This is a genomic window from Pseudonocardia xinjiangensis, from assembly GCF_012911925.1.
GTDB classification, from domain to species: domain Bacteria; phylum Actinomycetota; class Actinomycetes; order Mycobacteriales; family Pseudonocardiaceae; genus Pseudonocardia; species Pseudonocardia xinjiangensis.
Map to the genome: position 1 here is coordinate 1 of NZ_JAAXKY010000007.1, position 20,713 is coordinate 20,713.

At 72.2% G+C, this 20,713-nt stretch carries 15 protein-coding genes and 1 pseudogene; 7 read left to right on the forward strand and 9 right to left on the reverse strand.

From position 1 onward, the window contains the following. Positions 1 to 82: 82 nt before the first annotated feature. Positions 83 to 586 carry a MarR family winged helix-turn-helix transcriptional regulator gene (locus HF577_RS04100; RefSeq protein WP_169394370.1) on the reverse strand — a complete coding sequence of 168 codons (504 nt, stop codon included), beginning with the start codon at positions 584 to 586 and terminating at the stop codon, positions 83 to 85. A gap of 73 nt (positions 587 to 659) precedes the next feature. On the opposite strand from HF577_RS04100, the gene HF577_RS04105 reads away from it, so the two are divergent. After that, entirely contained in the window at positions 660 to 968 is a 309-nt protein-coding gene (locus tag HF577_RS04105) for a thiamine-binding protein (protein ID WP_169394371.1), read from the forward strand. A gap of 68 nt (positions 969 to 1,036) precedes the next feature. Here the strand turns inward: HF577_RS04105 and HF577_RS04110 are convergent, their stop codons facing one another. Further along, the gene (locus HF577_RS04110; protein ID WP_169394372.1) at positions 1,037 to 1,330 is read right to left on the reverse strand and encodes a hypothetical protein; all 294 of its coding nucleotides are present in this window, start codon (positions 1,328 to 1,330) and stop codon (positions 1,037 to 1,039) included. Positions 1,331 to 1,596: 266 nt separating this feature from the next. Here HF577_RS04110 and HF577_RS04115 point away from each other — a divergent pair, with 266 nt between their 5' ends. Beyond that, positions 1,597 to 2,487, forward strand: coding sequence for an SCO6745 family protein (locus tag HF577_RS04115; RefSeq protein WP_169394373.1), 891 nt, complete (start codon positions 1,597 to 1,599; stop codon positions 2,485 to 2,487). Positions 2,488 to 2,622: 135 nt separating this feature from the next. Next, on the forward strand, positions 2,623 to 3,537 hold the full coding sequence (locus tag HF577_RS04120) for a tetratricopeptide repeat protein (RefSeq protein WP_169394374.1): 915 nt from the start codon (positions 2,623 to 2,625) through the stop codon (positions 3,535 to 3,537). Positions 3,538 to 3,571: 34 nt separating this feature from the next. On the opposite strand, the gene HF577_RS04125 is transcribed toward HF577_RS04120, so the two are convergent. Beyond that, the gene (locus HF577_RS04125; protein WP_169394375.1) at positions 3,572 to 4,015 is read right to left on the reverse strand and encodes a MarR family winged helix-turn-helix transcriptional regulator; all 444 of its coding nucleotides are present in this window, start codon (positions 4,013 to 4,015) and stop codon (positions 3,572 to 3,574) included. 109 nt (positions 4,016 to 4,124) lie between these two features. Between HF577_RS04125 and HF577_RS04130 the strand changes: the two genes are divergently transcribed. Then, the gene (locus HF577_RS04130) at positions 4,125 to 5,351 is read left to right on the forward strand and encodes an FAD-dependent monooxygenase (RefSeq protein ID WP_169394376.1); all 1,227 of its coding nucleotides are present in this window, start codon (positions 4,125 to 4,127) and stop codon (positions 5,349 to 5,351) included. Here HF577_RS04130 and add read toward each other — a convergent pair. Then, positions 5,348 to 6,367: an adenosine deaminase gene (gene add, locus HF577_RS04135; protein WP_169394377.1), complete on the reverse strand. Its 1,020-nt coding sequence runs from the start codon at positions 6,365 to 6,367 to the stop codon at positions 5,348 to 5,350. The genes HF577_RS04130 and add overlap by 4 nt on opposite strands. 185 nt (positions 6,368 to 6,552) lie before the next feature. Further along, entirely contained in the window at positions 6,553 to 7,932 is a 1,380-nt protein-coding gene (locus tag HF577_RS04140; protein ID WP_169394378.1) for a neutral zinc metallopeptidase, read from the reverse strand. Between the two features lie 88 nt (positions 7,933 to 8,020). On the opposite strand from HF577_RS04140, the gene HF577_RS37885 reads away from it, so the two are divergent. Beyond that, the gene (locus tag HF577_RS37885; RefSeq protein ID WP_246265763.1) at positions 8,021 to 9,283 is read left to right on the forward strand and encodes a glycosyltransferase family 87 protein; all 1,263 of its coding nucleotides are present in this window, start codon (positions 8,021 to 8,023) and stop codon (positions 9,281 to 9,283) included. A gap of 257 nt (positions 9,284 to 9,540) precedes the next feature. On the opposite strand, the pseudogene glgB reads toward HF577_RS37885, so the two are convergent. From glgB to treS, 3 genes and pseudogenes are all read right to left on the reverse strand, one after another. Continuing rightward, a pseudogene (gene glgB / locus HF577_RS04145) lies at positions 9,541 to 11,730 on the reverse strand (1,4-alpha-glucan branching protein GlgB); the annotation flags it as partial. Positions 11,731 to 11,832: 102 nt separating this feature from the next. Next, entirely contained in the window at positions 11,833 to 13,230 is a 1,398-nt protein-coding gene (locus tag HF577_RS04150; RefSeq protein WP_169394379.1) for a maltokinase N-terminal cap-like domain-containing protein, read from the reverse strand. After that, positions 13,227 to 14,978, reverse strand: coding sequence for a maltose alpha-D-glucosyltransferase (gene treS, locus HF577_RS04155; RefSeq protein ID WP_169394380.1), 1,752 nt, complete (start codon positions 14,976 to 14,978; stop codon positions 13,227 to 13,229). The genes HF577_RS04150 and treS overlap by 4 nt, the downstream gene beginning before the upstream one ends. A gap of 283 nt (positions 14,979 to 15,261) precedes the next feature. On the opposite strand from treS, the gene HF577_RS04160 reads away from it, so the two are divergent. Beyond that, entirely contained in the window at positions 15,262 to 15,870 is a 609-nt protein-coding gene (locus HF577_RS04160; RefSeq protein WP_169394381.1) for a hypothetical protein, read from the forward strand. A 70-nt stretch (positions 15,871 to 15,940) separates the two neighbouring features. Here the strand turns inward: HF577_RS04160 and HF577_RS04165 are convergent, their stop codons facing one another. Then, complete coding sequence (locus tag HF577_RS04165; protein ID WP_169394382.1) at positions 15,941 to 17,920, reverse strand: alpha-1,4-glucan--maltose-1-phosphate maltosyltransferase; 1,980 nt, start codon at positions 17,918 to 17,920, stop codon at positions 15,941 to 15,943. Between the two features lie 226 nt (positions 17,921 to 18,146). On the opposite strand from HF577_RS04165, the gene glgP reads away from it, so the two are divergent. Beyond that, on the forward strand, positions 18,147 to 20,705 hold the full coding sequence (gene glgP, locus HF577_RS04170; RefSeq protein ID WP_169394383.1) for an alpha-glucan family phosphorylase: 2,559 nt from the start codon (positions 18,147 to 18,149) through the stop codon (positions 20,703 to 20,705). Positions 20,706 to 20,713 lie beyond the last annotated feature (8 nt).

Here is a 20,713-nt window from a genome sequence, read left to right on the forward strand (position 1 = left end):
GCCGGGGGCCGGGCGGGGCGGGGGCGCCGGAGGGCGCGTGGGTCCGCCGTCGCCGTGAGGGCTCGCGCGGCGGCGGGCCGCCTCAGTCGAAGTCGCCCGCTGCCCTGCGTACCTTGGCGAGCAGGTCGGTCAGCTCGGTCTCCTGCTCCGGAGCGAGGCCGCTGAGGCCGAACTCGATCGCGGTCACCGACTTCGTGGCGTCCTCCAGGATGGCGGTGCCGGCTTCGGTGATCTCCACCAGCGTCGCGCGCCGGTCGGTCGGGTGCGGGATGCGGCGCACGAGCCCGTCGGCCTGCAGTCGATCCACGATGTTGGTCACGCTCGTCGGATGCAGCTGGAGGCGCTCACCCATCACCCGCATCGGCAGCCTGCCGGTGCGGGAGAAGCTGAGCAGCACCAGTGCCTCGTACCGGGCGAACGTCAGACCGTGCGGGCGCAGTGCCCCGTCCACTGCGGAGAGAAGGATCTGCTGCACCCGCATCACGCTGGTCACCGCGGCCATCGTGCGCGCGGGTCCGATCCGCTCGTCCCAGATCGCCGCCGCCCGCAGGATCGGGTCGAACGGAAGCGGGTCGTGGGTGGCCATGACCGGCGACGCTAGCAGTGAGGTGCACGCTCGGGGTCGCGGTCGTCGCCTTTGCTGCGGCAGGCTGGCGACCATGCTCTTCGCATTCAGCATCGCCCCGTCCGGAGGCAACTCCGGCACCGACAGCGTGAGCGAGGCGGTCGCGGCGGCCGTCCGCGTCGTCCGCGAGTCCGGACTGCCCAACGAGACCACCTCGATGTTCACCACGATCGAATCCGAGACGTGGGACGAAGGCATGGAGGTGGTGAAGCGGGCCGTCGAGGCGGTCCAGGCTCACGCCCCCCGGGTGAGCCTGGTGCTGAAGGCCGACATCCGGCCCGGTCACTCCGGCCAGCTGACGGCCAAGGTGGAGCGGGTCGAGGCGGCGCTGGACAAGGGCTGAACCGCGTCCGGGCCGAACGGGCAGGCGCCGCAGCGCCGGCCTGTTCGGCCCGGAAACGGAGGAACTACTCAGCCCCGGCTGATGACCAGGGTGAAGAAGAAGACGCCGAGCAGAATGGCGGCCGTGCCGAGAAGCATCGCGATCTTGGCCCGCTTCGCGGAAACGGGGCGGCGGGAGGCCGCGCTGCCGAGGCCCAGTGCGGTGGCGCCCAGGATCCAGGCGATGAGCGGAACCGGGCTGACGATCACGGCGACCACGCCCACGATCAGGGCCGCCTTCCCGAGCTTCGGGCTCTCACTCTTGGCTGTCCTCCTCCGGGCGTCCTGGAGGAGGCGGTCGGCAACGGTGTTCTCCGTGCTCATGCGGGTTCCTTGGAGGGGGAGGCCGCGTACCCGCGGCAGTGGATTCGACGCAGAGCGACCATTGATCACTCGTACCCTTCTCAACGATTGCCCGGGCATCCCCGGTGTTCTGCCAGTCCGGTGACCATCTGGCCCTGACGGATGACGGGATTTCGAATCTCGACTGCGTAGGGTCACCGAAACGACCGGACCGGTGAACTTCCGCGCGGGTTCTCCCCGTCGTGACGCCGGGTGGGAACGTCGATCAACAAACTGCGAGGAGTGCGATGAACGAGATTCCGGGCGCCACCGACGATCATCGGTCCCGCCGGATGTGGCGTGCGCTGGAGCCTGTGCACGCGGTCGTGTACTTCGCACCGGAGTGCCAGGCGGCGTGCGAAGCACTGGGCACCAAGGGCTACTGGATGAGCTACTTCGCGCTGCGCGCCGCTCCGCTCGGAGCGGCGCCTGCCGAGCTCGTCGCGGCTCTCTTCTACAACTTCCATCCGGGGCTCGTCGCGAGGTCGGTGCCGGCCGTGTGGGAGCTGGCGGGTCCCGAGCGCTACCTCGACCTCCGCCTCCAGGCGGTCGACGCGGCACTGCGGCGGCTGCTCGGTGCGGAGGTGCTCGGCTCCCCCGAGGTGGCCGCGGCGGCCGCGATCGCACGGGACGCGGCGCTGGCCGCGCCCACGGCAGGACGTCCGCTCGCCGCGGCCAACCTCGCCCTGGAGTGGCCGGAGGCACCGCACCTCGTGCTGTGGCACGCGCAGACCGTCCTGCGCGAGCAACGGGGCGACGGGCACGTCGCCGCCCTGCTCACTGCCGGGCTGGATCCCGCCGAGGCGCTCGTCCTCTTCGCAGCCGACCACGCGATGGATGCGGAGTGGCTGCGCAGGCGCCGTGGCTGGTCGGAGGAGGAGTGGACGGACGCGGCCCGCCGGCTCTCCGAGCGCGGCCTGATCGAGGAGGGGGCACTGACGCCGGCCGGACGCGCCGTGCGGGCCGAGGTGGAGGCCCGTACCGACGCGCTCGCCGACCCGCCGGTGGCCGCGATCGGGGCCGCAGCGGCCGACCGGCTGGTGGACCTGGTCGCCCCGCTGGTCAGCGCCATCATCGGAGCCGGCGGGTTCCTCGCGGCCAACCCGATGGGACTGCGTCCGCTCGTGCCGGTGACGTGAGCGCGAAACCGCTCCGCAGGCGGCCGTGCGGCGTGGGCACCAGACAGGCACGGCGGATGCGGCCGATGGCAGGATGAACACGTGTCCCGACCCGATCCTCGTCAGGCGGCCAGAACGGCCGCACTGTCGTCCGCCATGGCCGGTGCGGTCGACCTGTCCGCCCTGAAGGCCCGCTCGGAGGCCGCGGCCCGCCCGCAGCCGGCGTCCGGGGGAGCGGAACGCGCTGGCAGCAGCGCGTTCGTCATCGACGTCACCGAGCAGACCTTCCAGACCGACGTTCTCGAACGGTCGATGCAGGTCCCGGTCGTCATCGACCTGTGGGCCACCTGGTGCGGCCCGTGCAAGCAGCTCTCGCCGGTGCTGGAGCGCCTCGCCGAGGCCGGCAACGGCGCGTGGATCCTGGCGAAGGTCGACGTCGACGCCAACCCGCGGATCGCGCAGGCCTTCGGGGTCCAGTCGATCCCCATGGTGGTGGCCGTCGTCGGGGGCCAGCCGGTGGACGCGTTCAACGGGGCGTTGCCCGAACCCCAGGTGCGCCAGTGGATCGCCGCGCTGCTCGACGCCCTGCGTGACCGGATGCCCGCCATCGCGCAGGCGGAGGCAGGCGCCGGGGCGGTGGACGAGCCGGTGGAGGAGCCGGAGGACCCGCGCTTCACCGCGGCGGAGGACGCGCTCGAACGCGGTGACTACGCGGCCGCGGAGGACGCCTACCAGCAGATCCTGGCCGTCGAGCCGGCCAACGAGCAGGCCGCCGCTGCTCTGTCGCAGGTGCGGTTCCTGGCCCGCGCGGAGAGTGCCGACCCCTCGGCCATCGCCCGCGCGGACGCCGCTCCCGACGATGTCGACGCCCAGTTGGCCGCCGCGGACGCCGAGGTGGCCACAGACCGCGTCGAGGCGGCCTTCTCGCGGCTGGTGGCCACGGTCGCGCGCACCGCAGGCGACGACCGCGACCGCGTTCGCGAGCACCTCGTGGGGCTGTTCGAGCTGTTCCCGGCCGACGACCCCCGGGTCACCGCGAGCCGGCGATCCCTCGCCCGCGCGCTCTTCTGAGCCGCCAACCCCACCTGCCCCCGGGCGGGCCGAGCTACCGGTCCTCCATCGCCGCGGCGACGCGGCGGAGGTAGTCCAGCACGGCGGCGCGCTCGTCGGGGGGCAGGGAGCCCGACACCTCGTCGATCGCGGAGATGACGGGGTGCCAGGCCTCGGCGCTCGTGCACCGGGCGTCATCGGTGATCGCGACGGTGATGCGGCGCCGGTCGCGCGCGTCGTGGGCCCGGTGGACGTGGCCGGCCCGCTCGAGCCGGTCGAGCATCGCGCTTCCCGACGCGGCCCGGATGCCCAGCCGTCGCGCGAGGTCCACGACCCCCATCGGTCCGTGTTGCTCGAGCAGGTAGAGCGCGGTCATGTCGGTCGTGTTCATCCCGAGCTCGCGGGCCTTGCGCGCGTTCAGCTCCCGCGACGCGTCGCCCAGCCGCCGTACCGCGACGGTCAGCTGGTCCAGCTCGCCGCCGCCCGAGGTTCCGCCCATCCCGCTCCCGTCCGCCGCGCGCACCCGGCCGAAACATGTTAGACAATCTACATACTAGATGGTCTAACTACTCGTCCGAACCGGCCACGGGCCGGACCGAAGGTGGCTGATGGCTTCTCGCAGCGTTCTGGTCTCGGGCGCAAGCATCGCGGGGCCCGCCCTGGCCCACTGGCTGCATCGGGCCGGCTGGGCGGTGACGGTCGTCGAGCGGTTCGACGGCCTGCGCGAGGCCGGGCAGAACATCGACGTCCGCGGGGCCGGTCGCGAGGTCGTCCGCCGCATGGGCCTGGAGGAGCAGATCCTGGCCGCGCGCACCGGCGAGCTGGGCAGCACGATCGTCGACGGGCAGGGCCGGTCGCTCGCGTCCTTCGCGGCAGGCACCTCCGACGGCGACGGCCTGACCGCCGAGATGGAGATTCTGCGCGGGGACTTCGCACGCCTGCTCCACGAGAGCACCGCCCGCGACGTCGAGTACGTCTTCGGTGACCAGATCACCGCACTCGACGACACCGGCGACGCGGTGACGGCCTCTTTCCTGAACGGGCCGGCGCGCACCTTCGACGCCGTCGTGGTGGCCGAGGGCCTGACCTCGCGCACGCGATCGCTGGTGCTCCCCGACGCCGAGGTCACCGGGCTCGGCCTCTACATGGCCTACCTGACCATCGAGCGCACCGCCGCTGACGACGACTGGTGGCGCTGGTACTTCGCCCCGGGTGGGCGCCAGGTGACGTTGCGTCCGGACAACCACGGGACGATCCGGGCGACCCTCTCGGTCGCCTCGTCCGTCGGCGGGCTGGAGGACCTCGAACCCGCCGACCAGGCGCGCATCCTCCGGCGGACGTTCCGGGGCGCGGGCTGGGAGACCGAGCGGGTGCTGGCAGCACTCGACCGGGACGCGTTCTACTTCGACGCGGTCGGCCAGATGCGGATCCCCCGCTGGAGCCGCGGGCGGGTCGGGCTGGTCGGCGACGCCGCCTACTGCCCGTCGCCGTTGAGCGGGATGGGTACCAGCCTGTCCCTGGTCGGCGCCTACGTGCTCGCGGGGGAGCTCGCGAGCGCCCCCGATCCCCTCGGGGCCTTCGCGCGGTTCGAGACGCTCATGCGGCCCTACGTCGACCGGGCCCAGAAGCTCCTTCCCGGGGCCCCAGCGATCGTCCATCCTCGGTCCCGCGCGGGGGTGGCCGCCCTGCGGACCGCGGTCCGGCTGGCCGGCAGCCCCCTGGCCAGGCGGCTCGGCGGCGTCGCCGGGCGGGTCATCGCCCCGCCGGCGGACGCGATAGAGCTGCCCCGCTACCCGGCCCTGCGAGAGACCGGCCACCCGGCCGGGCTCGCCTAGGCGGCGGCCTCGACGGCGTCGATCTCGGCGAGGATCTGAGTGCGCAGCTCGTCCGAGCAGAACGCGGCCCGCGCCCCGGTCCTGGCGATCTCGGCCAGCTCCGGGATGCCCATGCCGAACACGTCGTGGCACAGCCGGTACTCGGCGTCGAGGTCGGTCTGGAACATCCCGGGGTCGTCGGTCGCGAGCGTGACCGGTACGCCCGCGGCCACCAGCGCGGGCAGCGGGTGGGCGGCGAGCGAGGGCGCCGCACCGGTCAGGAGGTTGGACGTCGGGCACACCTCGAGCGGGATGTGGTGGGCGGCCAGGTACTCGAGCAGCCGCGGGTCCTGCGCGGCGGCGATGCCGTGCCCGATCCGTTCGGCGCCCAGGTCGGTGAGGGCGGCCCAGATCTCGCCCGGCCCCACGGTCTCCCCGGCGTGGGGCAGGCTGTGCAGCCCGGCGGCCACGGCCCGGTGGAACGCGGGCGCGAAGTCGGCCCGGCTGACCCCCAGCTCCGAGCCGCCCAGCCCGATGCCGACGGTGCCGTCCGGGCGGTGCCCGACGGCGAAGTCGACGGTCTCCTCGGCGCCCGCCGGGCCGAGGATGGCGTCGGCGTCGAAGACCCAGCCCAGCTCCACGCCGTGCCGTTCCCGCGCGAGGGTCCGGCCGTCGACGAGGGCCTGCGCGAGGTCGTCGTAGCCCACCCCGCCCATCCGGTGGCGCACCGGGGTGACCTGCACCTCGGCGTAGCGCACGGTGCGGGCGGCGAGGTCCGCGGCCAGCTCGGTCACCAGCGTCACGACGTCCGCCGCGGTGACCAGCAGGTTCACCTGGCGGTAGACGTCGAGAAAGTGCGGGAAGTCGGTGAACGTGTAGAAGCGACGCAACGCGTCGAGCTCGGTGGGAACGCCGCCATCGGGGTGGCGCCGCGCGAGGGTCAGCACGGTGTCGAGCGAGGCGGATCCGACGAGGTGCAGGTGCAGCTCGACCTTGGGCAGCGCGGCGACGAAATCCGCCACGGTGGACGCGGACATGGCAGGACGACCTTCCGGGGACGACGGGTACGGGGACGGGCGTGCACGGCCCGAATCACCAGTCGGCGTCGCCCCGGTCGTAGCACTCGCCGTACAGGGGGCGCCGGAGCAGCGCCGCTCTGCGGAGATCCACTCGGCAACCCTCCCCTCCGCAGGCGGGGGCGTCAAGCGTGCACGCGCACCCGTCAGCGGTTCGGCAGGCAGCCGTGCGGGCCGCCGAGCAGGCCGTCGCGGAACCGGCTGACGCGGTCGAAGCCGCTCTCGGTGGTGTCGACGCCGCCCGCGGAGTCGCGGGCGGCCCAGTCGTGGGTCAGCAGCACCTGCACGGCCTCGTCGAGGTCGCCGGGGGAGAGGGTGAACCCGCCGTCGGGCTCGACCAGCGCGCCCGTGTACGCACCGGCCAGGCACACCGCCGCCGCACCGGCTGCCGGCCCCTCGGTCTCGGCGCCGAGCGCAGCCAGCAGGGCGATGCCGTACCGGCTCGCCAGCAGCGTGGCGCCCGCGTAGTCGCCCACCTCGCGGTGCAGGGTGTCGAGCGCGCCCTGGTCGATGGACAGCACGCCGTCGGCCGCGCAGAACCGCACCGGCCCCTGGGTCACGGGCACGTGGGCCGGGCAGCTCGCACCACCGATCGGGGGGACCCGCCAGCCGGGGGAGAGCGCGCCGAACCACTGGTCGGCGTCCTGCTGCAGCGCCTCGAGCAGCACCGGCAGGGGGAGGTCGCCGCCACGGGCCTGGTCGGCGGCCGAACCGAACCGGCGCTGCGTGAACGAGCGGTTGTCGACGGTCATCCCGGAGCAGCGGGCGGCGCCGTCCCGGAAGCCGTCCTGGAACGCCGAGACCCGGTCGAACGCGTTGCCGTGTGCACTGTCGTTGCCGGGCAGGACGCCGAGGGGGTCGCGGAACCCGACGAGCGCCAGCAGCGCGGCGTCACGGGCCTTCGGATCGACGGCCAGCCCGGCGACGGGCCGTTCGGCCAGCTTGGCGAAGACGACCCCGGCGTAGCAGTCGGCCATCGTCTCCAGCAGGACCGCCGGGTACCGGCCGGGGTCACCGGCCTGCGCCGCGTCGATCCCGAGCCGGGACTGCACGGCGTGGCCGACCTCGTGGGCCAGCGCCACCATGACCCCGGCGCTCCCGAACCGGCGGTGCAGGTCGGGCAGCAGGGTGTCGGCGTCCCACACCACCGCATCCGCCGTGGGGCAGTAGAACGCCTGGCCGACGAGGTCGGCGACCCGCTCCACGCACGGTGGCCTCGATGTGGCGGGGTGGCCGGTCCGGACCGGCGCGAACGTGCGGATGTCGTTCCACGGGCGCCCGAACGCGGCAGGGAAGGCGCCGCGCCAGACGTCCTGGATGGCGCCCGTGGCCGCCGTCGCCACCCCGTCCGGGGACAGCGGGACCGGGGCCTGGGGTGACGGCGCGGGAGCGGCGGAGACGGTGACCGGCGGCCGGGCTGCATCGGGCCGCCCCGGGACGGCCTGCGTGCATCCCGTGACGAGTACGCCCATGGCGACGGCGAACACCGCGGTGGCAGACGGTCGGGGCCGTGACAGGGCGCGCACGCCGAACATCATCGCGCGACGGCGCGCTCCGGGGGAGCGGTTCGGCCCGACACGACCGGGCGGGATAGCGTCAGGCACCGTGTCGTTGATGAGGGGGGCCCACGTCCACCGGGCGGTGGTCGTGCGGTGGGGGATCGCCGGTCTGCTCGTGCTGGCGTCGGTCGTCACGGCGGTCGTGCTGACCGTGCGGCATCCCGATGCCCTGGTCACCCTGCTGCCCTCTCCCGACATGCGCGAGCTGCACGTCGACTTCGACACGTTCTGGCACTCGGCCGTCGCGCTGACCCACGGCGCCGACATCTACAAGACCCCCGCCAAGCTCACGAACCTCAACCCGCCGCTGCTCACGCTGCTGCTCACGCCGCTGGCCGGGTTCTCCTCGCTCACCGCGTACCGCATCTTCGCCGCGTTCACCCTCGTGCTCGTCGTGGCTGCGGTGCTGGCCGTGGCCCGTGAGCTGCGCCTGCGCCGGGGGGCCACGGCGCTGGCCGTGCTGGCGGTACTGGCGTCGTCGCCGCTGCACGGGACGCTCGTGCTCGGCCAGATCTATCCGCTGCTGCTCGTCGGGCTGGTGGCGGGCTGGATCGCCGAACGACGGGGACGGCCGGTGGTCGCCGCCGTGATCTTCGGGATCACCGTGGCGCTGAAACCGTCGCTCGCCCCGTTGCTGCTGCTCCCCGCGGTGCAGCGGCGGTGGGTGCCGCTGCGGGCCGGGTTGGTCGCCGCGGCGGCCGCCACCCTGCTGGGAGTGCTCGTGGCCGGGCCGTCGAGCGGGCTGGAATGGCTGCGCATCGCGGTCACCGAGCCGGTGCCCGACACGGTGGACAACGCCTCGCTGCCCGGGCTCGCCGTCCGGTTCGGCGTGCCGTCGGTGCTGGGCACGCTGCTCGGTGCCGTCGTCCTGGTCGGCACCCTCGCCTGGGTCGGACGCCACCGCGAGCGCATCGACCCGGCGGGGACCGTGCCGTGGGCCGTGGTCGCCGCGGGGCTGCTCGTCTCCCCGATCTCCTGGCACAACTACCTGATGCTGCTCTGGCCGGGCGTGCTCGTGCTGATCGCGCTCCGGCAGGGCGCGATCGCGGCCGTCGCGCTGTCGGTGATCGTGATCCCGGTGTCGTGGAACGCGGAGTGGCCGCCCGCCGGCTTCTGGCCGGATGTCGGGCGGTCCCTCTACTGCGCGATCCTGCTCGGCTACTGGGCGGTGTTGTTGCGCGCGGTGTTGTTGCGCCCGCCCTCGGCGGACGCGGTGGCGCCCGACGGCTCGGACGTGGCGGACGGCACGGCGAGATCCGACGACTCGACGGTCACCACGCCGGTCTCCACTCCCTCGGTGCCGTCCTCCGGTTCCTGAGCCACCCGCGGGTCGGCGGCCGCTACGTCCTCGACGGAGATGTCGGGGACGGGCGGGGCCACCTCCGGGAGCTCGTCGGTGACGGGCGCCGCCGGGGCCTGGTCGACCACGTCGTCCTCGCCGGTCGCGGTGGCATCGGCCGGATCGACGGTGGCAGTTACAGCTGCAGCTGCAGCGCTGGCAGCGGGGGCGGTGGCCTCCAGCGCCGAGGCCTCGGCCGCCGCGATGCCGCGCCTGCGCACCGCGCCCTCGAAGGGCTCGGGAACCAGCCACAGCACACCCGACGGCGGAAGCTGCAGCACGGCGGACGCCGGCCTGCCGTGCCACATCGCCGACTCGGCCTCCACCGCCCCGAGGTTGCCCACGCCCGAGCCGCCGTAGATCTGCGCGTCGGTGTTGAGCACCTCCCGCCAGCGGCCGGCGAAGGGCAGCCCGACCCGGTAGTCCGGCTTCGGGGTGCCCGAGAAGTTCGCCACGCAGGCGAGCACGGTGGGCTTGCCGTCGGCGTCGACGCCGTGGCGCAGGAAGCTCAGGACGTTGCCCGACGCGTCGTTGGCGTCGATCCAGGAGAAGCCCTCCGGGGTGGCGTCCTTCGTCCACAGGGCGGGGGTGGCCCGGTAGGTGCGGTTGAGGTCACCGACGAGCGTCTTGATGCCCTGGTGCAGGGGGTCCTCCAGCAGGTGCCAGTCCAGCGAACGCTGCTCGGACCACTCCCGCTCCTGCCCGAACTCGCCGCCCTGGAACAGCAGCTGCTTGCCCGGGTGGGCCCACATGTAGGCGAGCATCGCGCGCAGGCCCGCGGCCTTGTTCCACTCGTCGCCCGGCATCCTGGTCCACAGCGAGCCCTTGCCGTGCACCACCTCGTCGTGCGACAGCGGCAGCACGAAGTTCTCGCTGAACGCGTACATCAGCGAGAAGGTCATCTGGTTGTGGTGGTAGCCCCGGTAGATCGGGTCGCGCCCGACGTAGTCGAGCGTGTCGTGCATCCACCCCATGTTCCACTTGAAGCCGAAGCCCAGGCCCCCGAGGTGGGTGGGCCGCGTGACGCCCGGCCACGCCGTGGACTCCTCGGCGATCGTGATGACGCCGGGGTGGTTGCGGTACACGGTCGCGTTCATCTCCTGCAGGAACGCGACGGCGTCCAGGTTCTCCCGGCCGCCGTGCACGTTGGGCAGCCACTGGCCCTCGGGGCGGGAGTAGTCGAGGTAGAGCATGCTCGCCACTGCGTCGACCCGGAGGCCGTCGATGTGGAACTCCTCGAGCCAGTACAGCGCGTTGGCGACGAGGAAGTTGCGCACCTCCGTGCGGCCGAAGTCGAACACGAGCGTGCCCCAGTCGGGCTGCTCGCCGCGGCGCGGGTCGGCGTGCTCGTAGAGCGGTGTGCCGTCGAACTTCGCCAGCGCCCACTCGTCACGCGGGAAGTGCGCCGGCACCCAGTCGACGATCACGCCGTAGCCGTGGCGGTGCAGGTGGTCGACGAAGTAGCGGAAGTCGTCGGGGGTGCCGAACCGTGCCGTCGGCGCGTAGTACGACGTGACCTGGTAGCCCCAGGACCCGCCGAAGGGGTGCTCGGCCACCGGCAGCAGCTCGACGTGGGTGAAGCCGGTCTCGCCGAGGTACTCGACGAGCTCCTGGGCCATCTCCCGGTAGGTGAGGCCCTGGCGCCACGAGCCCAGGTGCACCTCGTAGACGCTCATCGGCTCGACGTGCGCCTGGCGCAGCCCGCGGGCCGCCATCCACTCCTCGTCGCCCCACTCGTACTCCGACACGTCGACGACCGACGCCGTGGCCGGCGGGATCTCGGTGCGGAAGGCCATGGGGTCGGCCTTGTCGCGCCACCGGCCGTCCTTGCCGAGGATGCGGAACTTGTAGCGGACGCCCGGGGTGATGCCCGGGACGAACAGCTCCCACACCCCGGAGCTGCCCAGCACGCGCATGGGGTGCGCCCAGCCCGTCCAGCCGTCGAAGTCGCCGGTGACGCGGACGCCCTGCGCGGTGGGCGCCCACACGGCGAAGCTCGTGCCGGTGACGGGGCCTGCGGGGGTCTCGTAGTGGCGGACATGGGCGCCGAGCACGTCCCACAGCCGCTCGTGGCGGCCCTCGCCGATCAGGTGCAGGTCGATCTCACCGAGGGTGGGCAACCAGCGGTACGGGTCGTCGACGATGTCGACGCGCTCGCCGTAGCGCACCGCAAGGCGGTAGTCGGCGGGCGGCCCGGGCACGACGCCCGAGAACAGCCCGGCCTCGTGCACCTTGACGAGCGGGTGGCCCTCGCCGCCCTCGCGGACGACGTGCACCTCGTCGGCGTGCGGGCGCAGCACCCGGACGACCGTGCCGTCCGGGTGCGGGTGGGCACCGAGCACCGAGTGCGGGTCGTGGTGCGCTCCACCGAGTAGGCGGTCGATCGTCTGCGGGTCCGGCGGGAACGGCTCCGTCGCAGGGTCGATCGTCTGGGTCGGGTTCTCCTCGCGATCCACTCGCGCACCTTATTGCCATCGGGGCCGTGTCGCCGAGCGTGGGCACAACGATTGGGTGTGCGTTCGGGGCGATCAGCCGGCGGGGTCGGACTCCATGGTGAGCCGCCGGATCGAGGCCAGCGGGATCTGCGCCCACGTGGGGCGGCTACGGGTCTCGTAGAGCACCTCGTAGACGGCCTTGTCCAGCTCGAAGGCCCGCAGGAGGGTGGCCTGCTCGCGGGGGTCGGCGCCGGCGCGGATGGTGTAGCCGTCGCAGAACGCCGACCGGTTGCGCTCGGCCCATTCGCGCGCCCGCCACGCCATCTGCGAGTCGTGGTACGGATCGGTCCAGTCGCCCGCAGGCTCCCATTTGGACAGCTGGTGGAACGCTGCGTAGTCGAACGACCGGAGCATCCCGGCGATGTCGCGCAGTGCCGAGTCGGGCTTCACCCGCTCCGACAGCGGCGCGGAGGGCTCGCCCTCGAAGTCGATCACGAGCCAGCCGAACGGTGTGCGCAGCGTCTGGCCGAGATGCAGGTCACCGTGCACGCGCTGGGTGGGGATGGAGCCCTCCAGCGCGGCGACCGCGTCGTAGACGTCGCGGATCGGCTGCACGTACTCGGTCAGCGCCGGCACCTGCCCGGCCACCGTGGTGAGCCGGTCGTGCCAGGTGGCGGCCAGTGCCCGGGGGTCGGCCTCGTCCGCGCCGAGCGCCTGGCGCAGCTCGGCATGGACCACCGCGACCGTCTCACCGAGCCGCGACGCCTCCCCCGCGAAGTCGCCGCCCACCTCGTCGGCGCGCAGGTCGGCCTCGGCCAGCAGGTCGCGGACGCTCGCGAGCGCCATGGACCAGCCGTCGGCCGAGTTGGCCGCGAAGTCCTGCAGCATGCCGAGCGTGACCGGCTGGCCGTCGAGCTCACCTTCGATGGCGCCCTGCAGTGCGGCGACCTCGTTGCTGCCCATCGACCGCAGGGCCCGGTGGAGCTCCAGGTCGGGGTTCAGCCCGGGGGCCACCCGGCGGAACATCTTCAGGATCGACTGGTCGCCCCACGACACCGAGGTGTTGGACTGCTCGACCCCGAGTACCCGCCCGATCGCCCCCTCGGCGATCTTCGCCCCGGGCTCGGGCACGAACCGCACGTCGCCGATCGTGCGCCCGTTGCGCACCGACTCGAGCAGCCACTCGGTGACCGCCGGGTCCCACAGCCCGTCGTAGGCCAGGCAGTTGCCGATCTGCCCGATGCACACGTGCTCCAGGTCGCCGCGCAGGTGCTCCCTGCGGGCGACGAGGAGCTGGTAGTGCTGTACCGGGGAGTCGTCGTCGAACGTCACGGCGACCAGTACGAGGTCGAGGAGCGGTTCGCCCTCGGTCAGCAGCGAGGTCACGGCGGCCACCGCCACCTCACGGACCGGGCGGCCCTTCGCGGCGAACCAGCGCTGCTGAGGCAGCCACTGGGGCAGCAGGGTCGGAAGCTCCTCGGCAAGACTCACGCAGACTCCTCCGCAGGGGTGATCGAGAACCAGTAGAAGCCGTGGCCGGGGAGCGTCAGCAGGTAGGGCAGCTCGCCGATCCGCGGGAACGGCACCCCTCCGGTGAGCTCGTGCGGTGCGCAGCCCTGCCACGGCGACAGGTCCAGCTCCACGGGCTGCGGGAACCTCGACATGTTGTTGACGCACAGCACGACGTCGTCGCCGTGGCTGCGTACGTACGCCAGCACCGACGGGTTGGTGCCGCCGAGCTCGTGGTACTCGCCGAGCCCGAACGCGGGGTGGCGCTTGCGGATCTCGATCATGTGCCGGTTCCAGTGCAGCAGCGACGTCGTGGAGTTGCTCTGCGCCTCGACGTTGACGGCCTGGTAGCCGTAGAGCGGGTCCATGATGATCGGGAGGTACATCCGCCCCGGGTCGCACGTGGAGAAGCCGGCGTTACGGTCGGGGGTCCACTGCATCGGGCTGCGCACCGCGTCGCGGTCGCCGAGCCAGATGTTGTCTCCCATGCCGATCTCGTCACCGTAGTACAGAACGGGTGAACCCGGCAGGGACAAGAGCAGTGCGGTGAACAGTTCGAGCTGGTTGCGGTCGTTCTCCAGCAGTGGGGCGAGCCGGCGGCGGATGCCGATGTTGGCCTTCATCCGCGGGTCCTTGGCGTACTCCGCGTACATGTAGTCGCGCTCTTCGTCGGTGACCATCTCGAGCGTCAGCTCGTCGTGGTTGCGCAGGAAGATGCCCCACTGCGCGCCCGTCGGGATCGCCGGCGTCTGGGCCAGGATCTCCGAGATCGGGAAGCGGTTCTCGCGGCGCACCGCCATGAAGATGCGTGGCATCAGCGGGAAGTGGAAGGCCATGTGGCACTCGTCGCCACCCACCTCGGCCTCGCCGAAGTACTCGACCACGTCCGACGGCCACTGGTTGGCCTCCGCGAGCAGCACCCGGCCCGGGTACTCGTCGTCCATCACCTTCCGGCACCGCTTGAGGAAGGCGTGCGACTCGGTGAGGTTCTCGCAGTTGGTGCCCTCGCGCTCGAACAGGTACGGCACCGCGTCCAGCCGGAAACCGTCGATGCCGAGGTCGAGCCAGAAGCGCAGCACCTCGAGCATCGCTTCCTGGACCGCGGGGTTGTCGTAGTTCAGGTCGGGCTGGTGGGAGAAGAAGCGGTGCCAGTAGAACTGGCCGCGCACCGGGTCGTAGGTCCAGTTCGACGTCTCGGTGTCGACGAAGATGATCCGGGCGTCGGCGTAGCGGGAGTCGTCGTCGGACCAGACGTAGTAGTCGCCGTAGGGACCTTCGGGGTTGCGGCGGGACTCCTCGAACCACGGGTGCGTGTCGGACGTGTGGTTCATGACGAGGTCGGTGATCACCCGGATACCGCGCTTGTGGGCCTCGTCGAGCAGCACCACGAAGTCCTCGACGGTGCCGAACTCGGGGAGCACGGCGCGGAAGTCGCGGATGTCGTAGCCACCGTCGCGCAGCGGAGAGTCGTAGAAGGGTGGGAGCCAGAGGCAGTCGACGCCCAGCCATTGCAGGTAGTCGAGCTTCTCCGTGAGGCCACGCAGGTCGCCCGTGCCGTCCCGGTTGGAATCGGAGAACGCCCTGACGAGCACTTCGTAGAAGACAGCCCGCTTGAACCAGTCGCGGTCGACATCGAGTGTCCGCGCATGGCCGTACTCGTCGGAGGAGCTCTCAACCAGCTGGTCGTCGGCGTCGAACTGGGCGTCGGCGGCCGAGGTGTCGATTGACATAGGGGTATCGCGTTCCTACCGGGCGGGGACGGATGGCGGAAGGAGCACCCGGCCAGTCTTACCGGGCGTGGTGCCCGTGCGCAGAACGTGGCTCGGTGGCTGGGATGAGGGTATCTGCTGCACCCGTCGCAGCAACGACCGCGCTCACCTTTGGGTGCGCGGCAGATCGTGAAGATCTGGTGACGGACAGTCGTCGATCGGGTACCGATCCGGCTCTGGTCGAGCCGCGTGCCGGGGAGGACCCTGGGCGGCCCCTCGCAGCCCGGAGGAGGAAGGAGACGACATGTTCATCCAGGTTTTCCAGGGGCCCGTTTCCGACCGCCAGGAAGCGCGCCGGGGGCTCGACGACTGGGTCGAGCGCCTCGCGCCCGGTGCGGAGGGCTGGCTCGGCAGCACGGCGGGCGTCACCGACGACGGGACGTTCATCGGCATCGCCCGGTTCGCCTCCTCGGCAGCGGCGCAGCGCAACAGCGGCCGCGCACTGCAGGGCGAGTGGTGGTCCGGGATGTCGAAGCTCTTCACCGGCGAGGTGAGCTTCCACGACTGCAGCGAGGTGCACGCCGGCCGCGGCGGTGGATCCGACAGCGCCGGGTTCGTGCAGGTGATCCAGGGCCGGACCACCGACCTGGTGCGGATGCGCGAGACGATGACCGTGTTCGAGGAACGGTTCCCGCACCTCCGGCCCGACCTCATCGGCTACCTCGTGGCCGTCCACGACGGGGAGGACGGAGCGTTCACGCAGGCCGCGTACTTCACCTCGGAGGACGAGGCGCGCGCGGCGGAGGCGCAGCAACCCGCTGAGGCGGCGGAGGTGCCGGCCGAGGAGATGGACCTGATGCGCGACCTGCGCTACCTCGACCTGCACGAGCCCTGGCTGCACTCGCCGCGCTGACGGGAGTGCCACCGCGCCGTCCCGGTCCTCGCAGTGATCACGCGCTCCGCGAGGACCGGGACGGGCATGCTCAGGCGGTGGGCCGTTCCACGCGGAAGATGTGGGCCACGTGGGTCCAGGGCTCCAGCCGGACGTAGTTGAACTGGCCCCACTGGTAGACCTCGCCGCTGACCTCGTCGTGCACCGTGATCGTGTCGCTCCAGTCCACGCCGAGTGCCGGCATGTCGAGGGCGGTGTTGCCCGACTGGGCCACGCGCGGGTCGAGGGTGCACACCACGAGGACGGTGTCGCCCGTGGCCGGTTCGGTCTTCGAGTAGGCGATGATCGCATCGTTGTCGACGTGGTGGAAGTGGATGTCGCGCAGCTGCTGCAGCGCGGGATGAGCGCGGCGGATCTCGTTGAGCCGGGTGATGTAGGGCTCCAGCGAGTTGCCGCTCGCCGCTGCGCCCTCGAAGTCGCGCGGGCGCAGCTCGTACTTCTCGGAGTTGAGGTACTCCTCGCTGCCCGGCTTGGCCGGCTCCCCCTCGTAGAGCTCGAAGCCGGAGTAGACCCCCCAGGTCGGAGCCATCGTGGCGGCGAGCGTTGCGCGGATGGCGAACATTCCGGGGCCGCCGGTCTGCAGCGACTCGTGGAGGATGTCCGGGGTGTTGACGAACAGGTTGGGCCTCGCCTCGTCGGCCCTCTCCGCGTGCATCAACGCGAACTCGGTGAGCTCGGCCTTCGTGGTGCGCCACGTGAAGTAGCTGTAGGACTGGGTGAACCCCAGCCGGGCCAGCCCGAACAGGCGCGCGGGGCGTGTGAAGGCCTCGGCCAGGAACAGCACGTCCGGGTAGCGGGCCTTCACCTGCCAGATCAGCCAGTGCCAGAAGTTCGGCGGCTTGGTGTGGGGGTTGTCCACCCGGAAGATCCGCACGCCGTGCTCGACCCAGTGCAGCACCACGCGGAGCGACTCGGCGTAGATCCCGGCCGGGTCGTTGTCGAAGTTGATCGGGTAGATGTCCTGGTACTTCTTCGGCGGGTTCTCCGCGTAGGCGATGGTGCCGTCGGGACGGACGGTGAACCACTCCGGGTGCTCGGCCACCCACGGGTGGTCGGGGGCGCACTGCAGCGCGAAGTCCAGCGCGACCTCCATCCCGAGGTCGTGGGTGCGCGCCACGAAGGCGTCGAAGTCCTCGATCGTGCCCAGCTCGGGGTCGATCGCGTCGTGGCCGCCCTCGGCGGAGCCGATGGCCCACGGCGAGCCGACGTCGCCGGGGCCCGCGTTGACCGAGTTGTTGCGGCCCTTGCGGTGCACGGTGCCGATCGGGTGGATCGGCGGGAGGTAGACGACGTCGAAGCCCATCGCCGCGACGCGGTCGAGCTCCTTGCCCGCGGTGACGAACGTCCCGTGGACGGCCCGGCCGGTCTCGTCCCGGCCGCCCGTGGACCGGGGGAAGAACTCGTACCAGGACCCGTAGAGCGCCCGCTCGCGGTCGACGTAGATCTGCTGCGCGTGGCCGCGGGTGATCAGCTCCCGGACGGGGCGCTCGGTCATGATCGTCTGGACGGCCGGGAACAGCGCGGGCGCCACCCGGGCGTGCAGCGGCATCGCGGTGTCGCGCAGGGCGTTGGCGGCGCCGAAGAGCAGGTCGCGGTGGCCCCGCTCGCCGGGGCGGCGGCCGACCCGCTGCAGCAGCCGGGCGCCGACCTCGAGGTCGTTGGCCAGCTCCTCCGCGCCCTGCCCGGCTTCGACCTTGACCGTGACGGCGTGGCGCCACGTGGACCACGGGTCGCTCCACGCGTCGACGCGGAACGTCCACAGGCCCGGCTCGTCGGCGACCACGATCGCCGTGAAGCGGTCGGTGCCTGCTCCCGTCGGCGTCATCCGGACGTGGTGGGCCGGACCGCGGCTGCCCACCTTCTTCCAGACCACGTTGGCGGCGACGGCGTCGTGGCCCTCGCGCCACACCGTCGCACTGATCGGAACCACCTCGCCGACGACGGCCTTGCTGGGATGGCGGCCGCCACTTACCGAGGGGCTGACGTCATCGATACCCAGCCGACCGGTCATCGGCTCACCCCCAGCTGCATGCCCGTCGCGGAAGTCACAAACCTATCTACCCGCTCTGCGCCTGATCAGAACGGGTCGTTGCCGTTCACGTGATCGTGACCTGATGTCCTCCGTACGGACGCAAGCCGTCGTCCCCCGGTCGTGGAGAAGGCCCTCGGGCGCCGGCTGCGCGGGGGCGGCCCCACGCTTGACCGATCCCGGGATCCACTCATCTATGGTTCCCGCCGTGAGAGCTCTCCGGCGGTTCACCGTTCGTGCCCAGCTGCCCACGCCGCTGGCACCGCTGCAGACACTGGCGACCAACCTCCGGTGGAGCTGGCACGCGCCCACCCAGGACCTGTTCGCCGCCCTCGACCCCGAGGCGTGGGAGCGGGCAGGCCACGACCCCGTCCGGCTGCTGGGCGAGATCTCCTCGGCCCGGTTCGGCGAGCTGGCCAAGGACGCCGACACGGTCGTCACCGTCCGGGAGCTCGCCGACGACCTGGCGAGCTACCTCGACGAGCCGCGCTGGTACCAGATGGAGCGCGAGGACGACCCGAGCCTGCCCGCGGCCGTCGGCTACTTCTCCATGGAGTTCGGCGTCAGCGAGGTGCTGCCCAACTACTCCGGCGGCCTCGGCGTACTGGCGGGCGACCACCTCAAGGCCGCCTCCGACCTGGGTGTGCCGCTGATCGGGGTGGGGCTGCTCTACCGCTCGGGGTACTTCCGGCAGTCGCTGTCGCTGGACGGGTGGCAGCTCGAGCACTACCCGGTGCTCGACCCGCAGGGGTTGCCGCTGCAGCTGCTCACGGACCCCGCGGGTGAGCCCGTGCTCGTCGACGTGGCCATGCCCGCCGGGCGCACGCTGCGCGCGCGGGTGTGGCAGGCGGCGGTCGGTCGCGTACCGCTGCTGCTGCTCGACTCCGACATCGAGGAGAACGACCCCGACTACCGCGGCGTCACCGACCGGCTCTACGGCGGGGACCAGGACCACCGCATCCGGCAGGAGATCCTCGTCGGCATCGGCGGGGTGCGCGCGGTGCGGGCGTTCTGCGCCGCCACCGGGCACCCCGCGCCCGAGGTGTTCCACACCAACGAGGGGCACGCCGGCTACCTCGGACTCGAGCGCATCCGCGAGCTGCTGAACCGCTCGGCCGACGGTGCCGAGCCGCTGAGCTTCGACGAGGCCGTGGCCGCGGTGCGCGCAGGCACCGTGTTCACCACCCACACCCCGGTGCCGGCCGGTATCGACCGCTTCCCCGTCGACATGGTGCGCCACTACTTCTCCGACACCGTGCTCCCCGGCGTGCCGATGGACCGGATCCTGGCGCTGGGCGCCGAGGAGAACCCCAACATGTTCAACATGGCGCACATGGGGCTGCGGCTCGCCCAGCGCGCCAACGGCGTCTCGCGCCTGCACGGGGCGGTGTCGCGCGGCATGTTCGGCGGGCTCTGGGAGGGCTTCGACGCCGACGAGGTGCCGATCGGGTCGGTCACCAACGGCGTCCACGGCCACACCTGGGAGGCCAGGGAGGTCACGGCGTTGCTCGGTGACCCCGGTCCGGGAGCCACCCAGCCGTCACAGGAGCCGGCGTCCGACGAGACGCTGTGGGAGCTGCGCCGCGCGTTGCGCGCCCGGCTGGTCACGGAGGTCCGCCGCCGGGTGCGCGAGGCGTGGCTGCAGCGCGGCGCGTCGACCCCCGAGCTGGGCTGGACCGACCAGGTGTTCGACCCGGAGGTGCTGACCGTCGGGTTCGCCCGCCGCGTCCCCACCTACAAGCGCCTCACGCTCATGCTGCGCGACAAGGGCAGGCTGCGTGACCTGCTGCTGGATCCGCACCGGCCCGTCCAGCTCGTCGTCGCCGGCAAGAGCCACCCCGCCGACGACGGGGGCAAGGCGCTCATCCAGGAGATCGTCCGCTTCGCCGACGACCCCGCTGTGCGCCACCGCATCGTCTTCCTGCCGGACTACGACATGTCGATGGCCCGCTACCTCTACTGGGGCTGCGACGTGTGGCTGAACAACCCGCTGCGCCCGCTGGAGGCCTGTGGCACGTCCGGGATGAAGTCGGCGCTGAACGGCGGGCTCAACCTGTCGATCCGCGACGGCTGGTGGGACGAGCTCTACGACGGTGCCAACGGCTGGGCCATCCCCACCGCCGACGGGATCGACGACCCGGTCAAGCGCGACGACCTCGAGGCCAACGCCCTCTACGAGCTGCTGGCCACCCAGGTGGCGCCGGCGTTCTACGAGCGCACCGACGGCGTGCCGCTGCGCTGGACCGAGCTGGTGCGCCACACGTTCACCACGCTGCGCCCGCAGGTGCAGGCCACGCGCATGGTGCGCGAGTACGTCGAGGACTGGTACGCGCCCGCCGCCCGCGCGGCCGCACGGATCGTCGCCGACGACTTCGGCCCGGCGCGTGAGCTGGCGGGCTACCGCGCCCGGCTGAACGCGGCGTGGACCCGCGTGGAGGTCACCGGGGTGGACGCCTCCGGCCTGCCGGACACCCCCGAGGTCGGCGCGCCCATGACCGTGCGCGCTGCCGTGCAGCTCGCGGGCCTGCGCCCGGAGGACGTCACCGTGGAGGCCGTGGTGGGACGCGTCGGCCACACCGACGACCTGGCTGACGCGGTGACGGTGGCCATGGAGCACGTGGGCGAGGCCGACGGGGCCGGGGACAGGTTCGAGGCCGTGGTGAAGCTCCCGCATGCCGGGCTCACCGGGTACACGGTGCGCGTCCTGCCCGCCCACCCCCTGCTCGCCACGGCGGCGGAGCTGGGCAAGGTCGTGTTGGCCCACTGAGCCCGCAA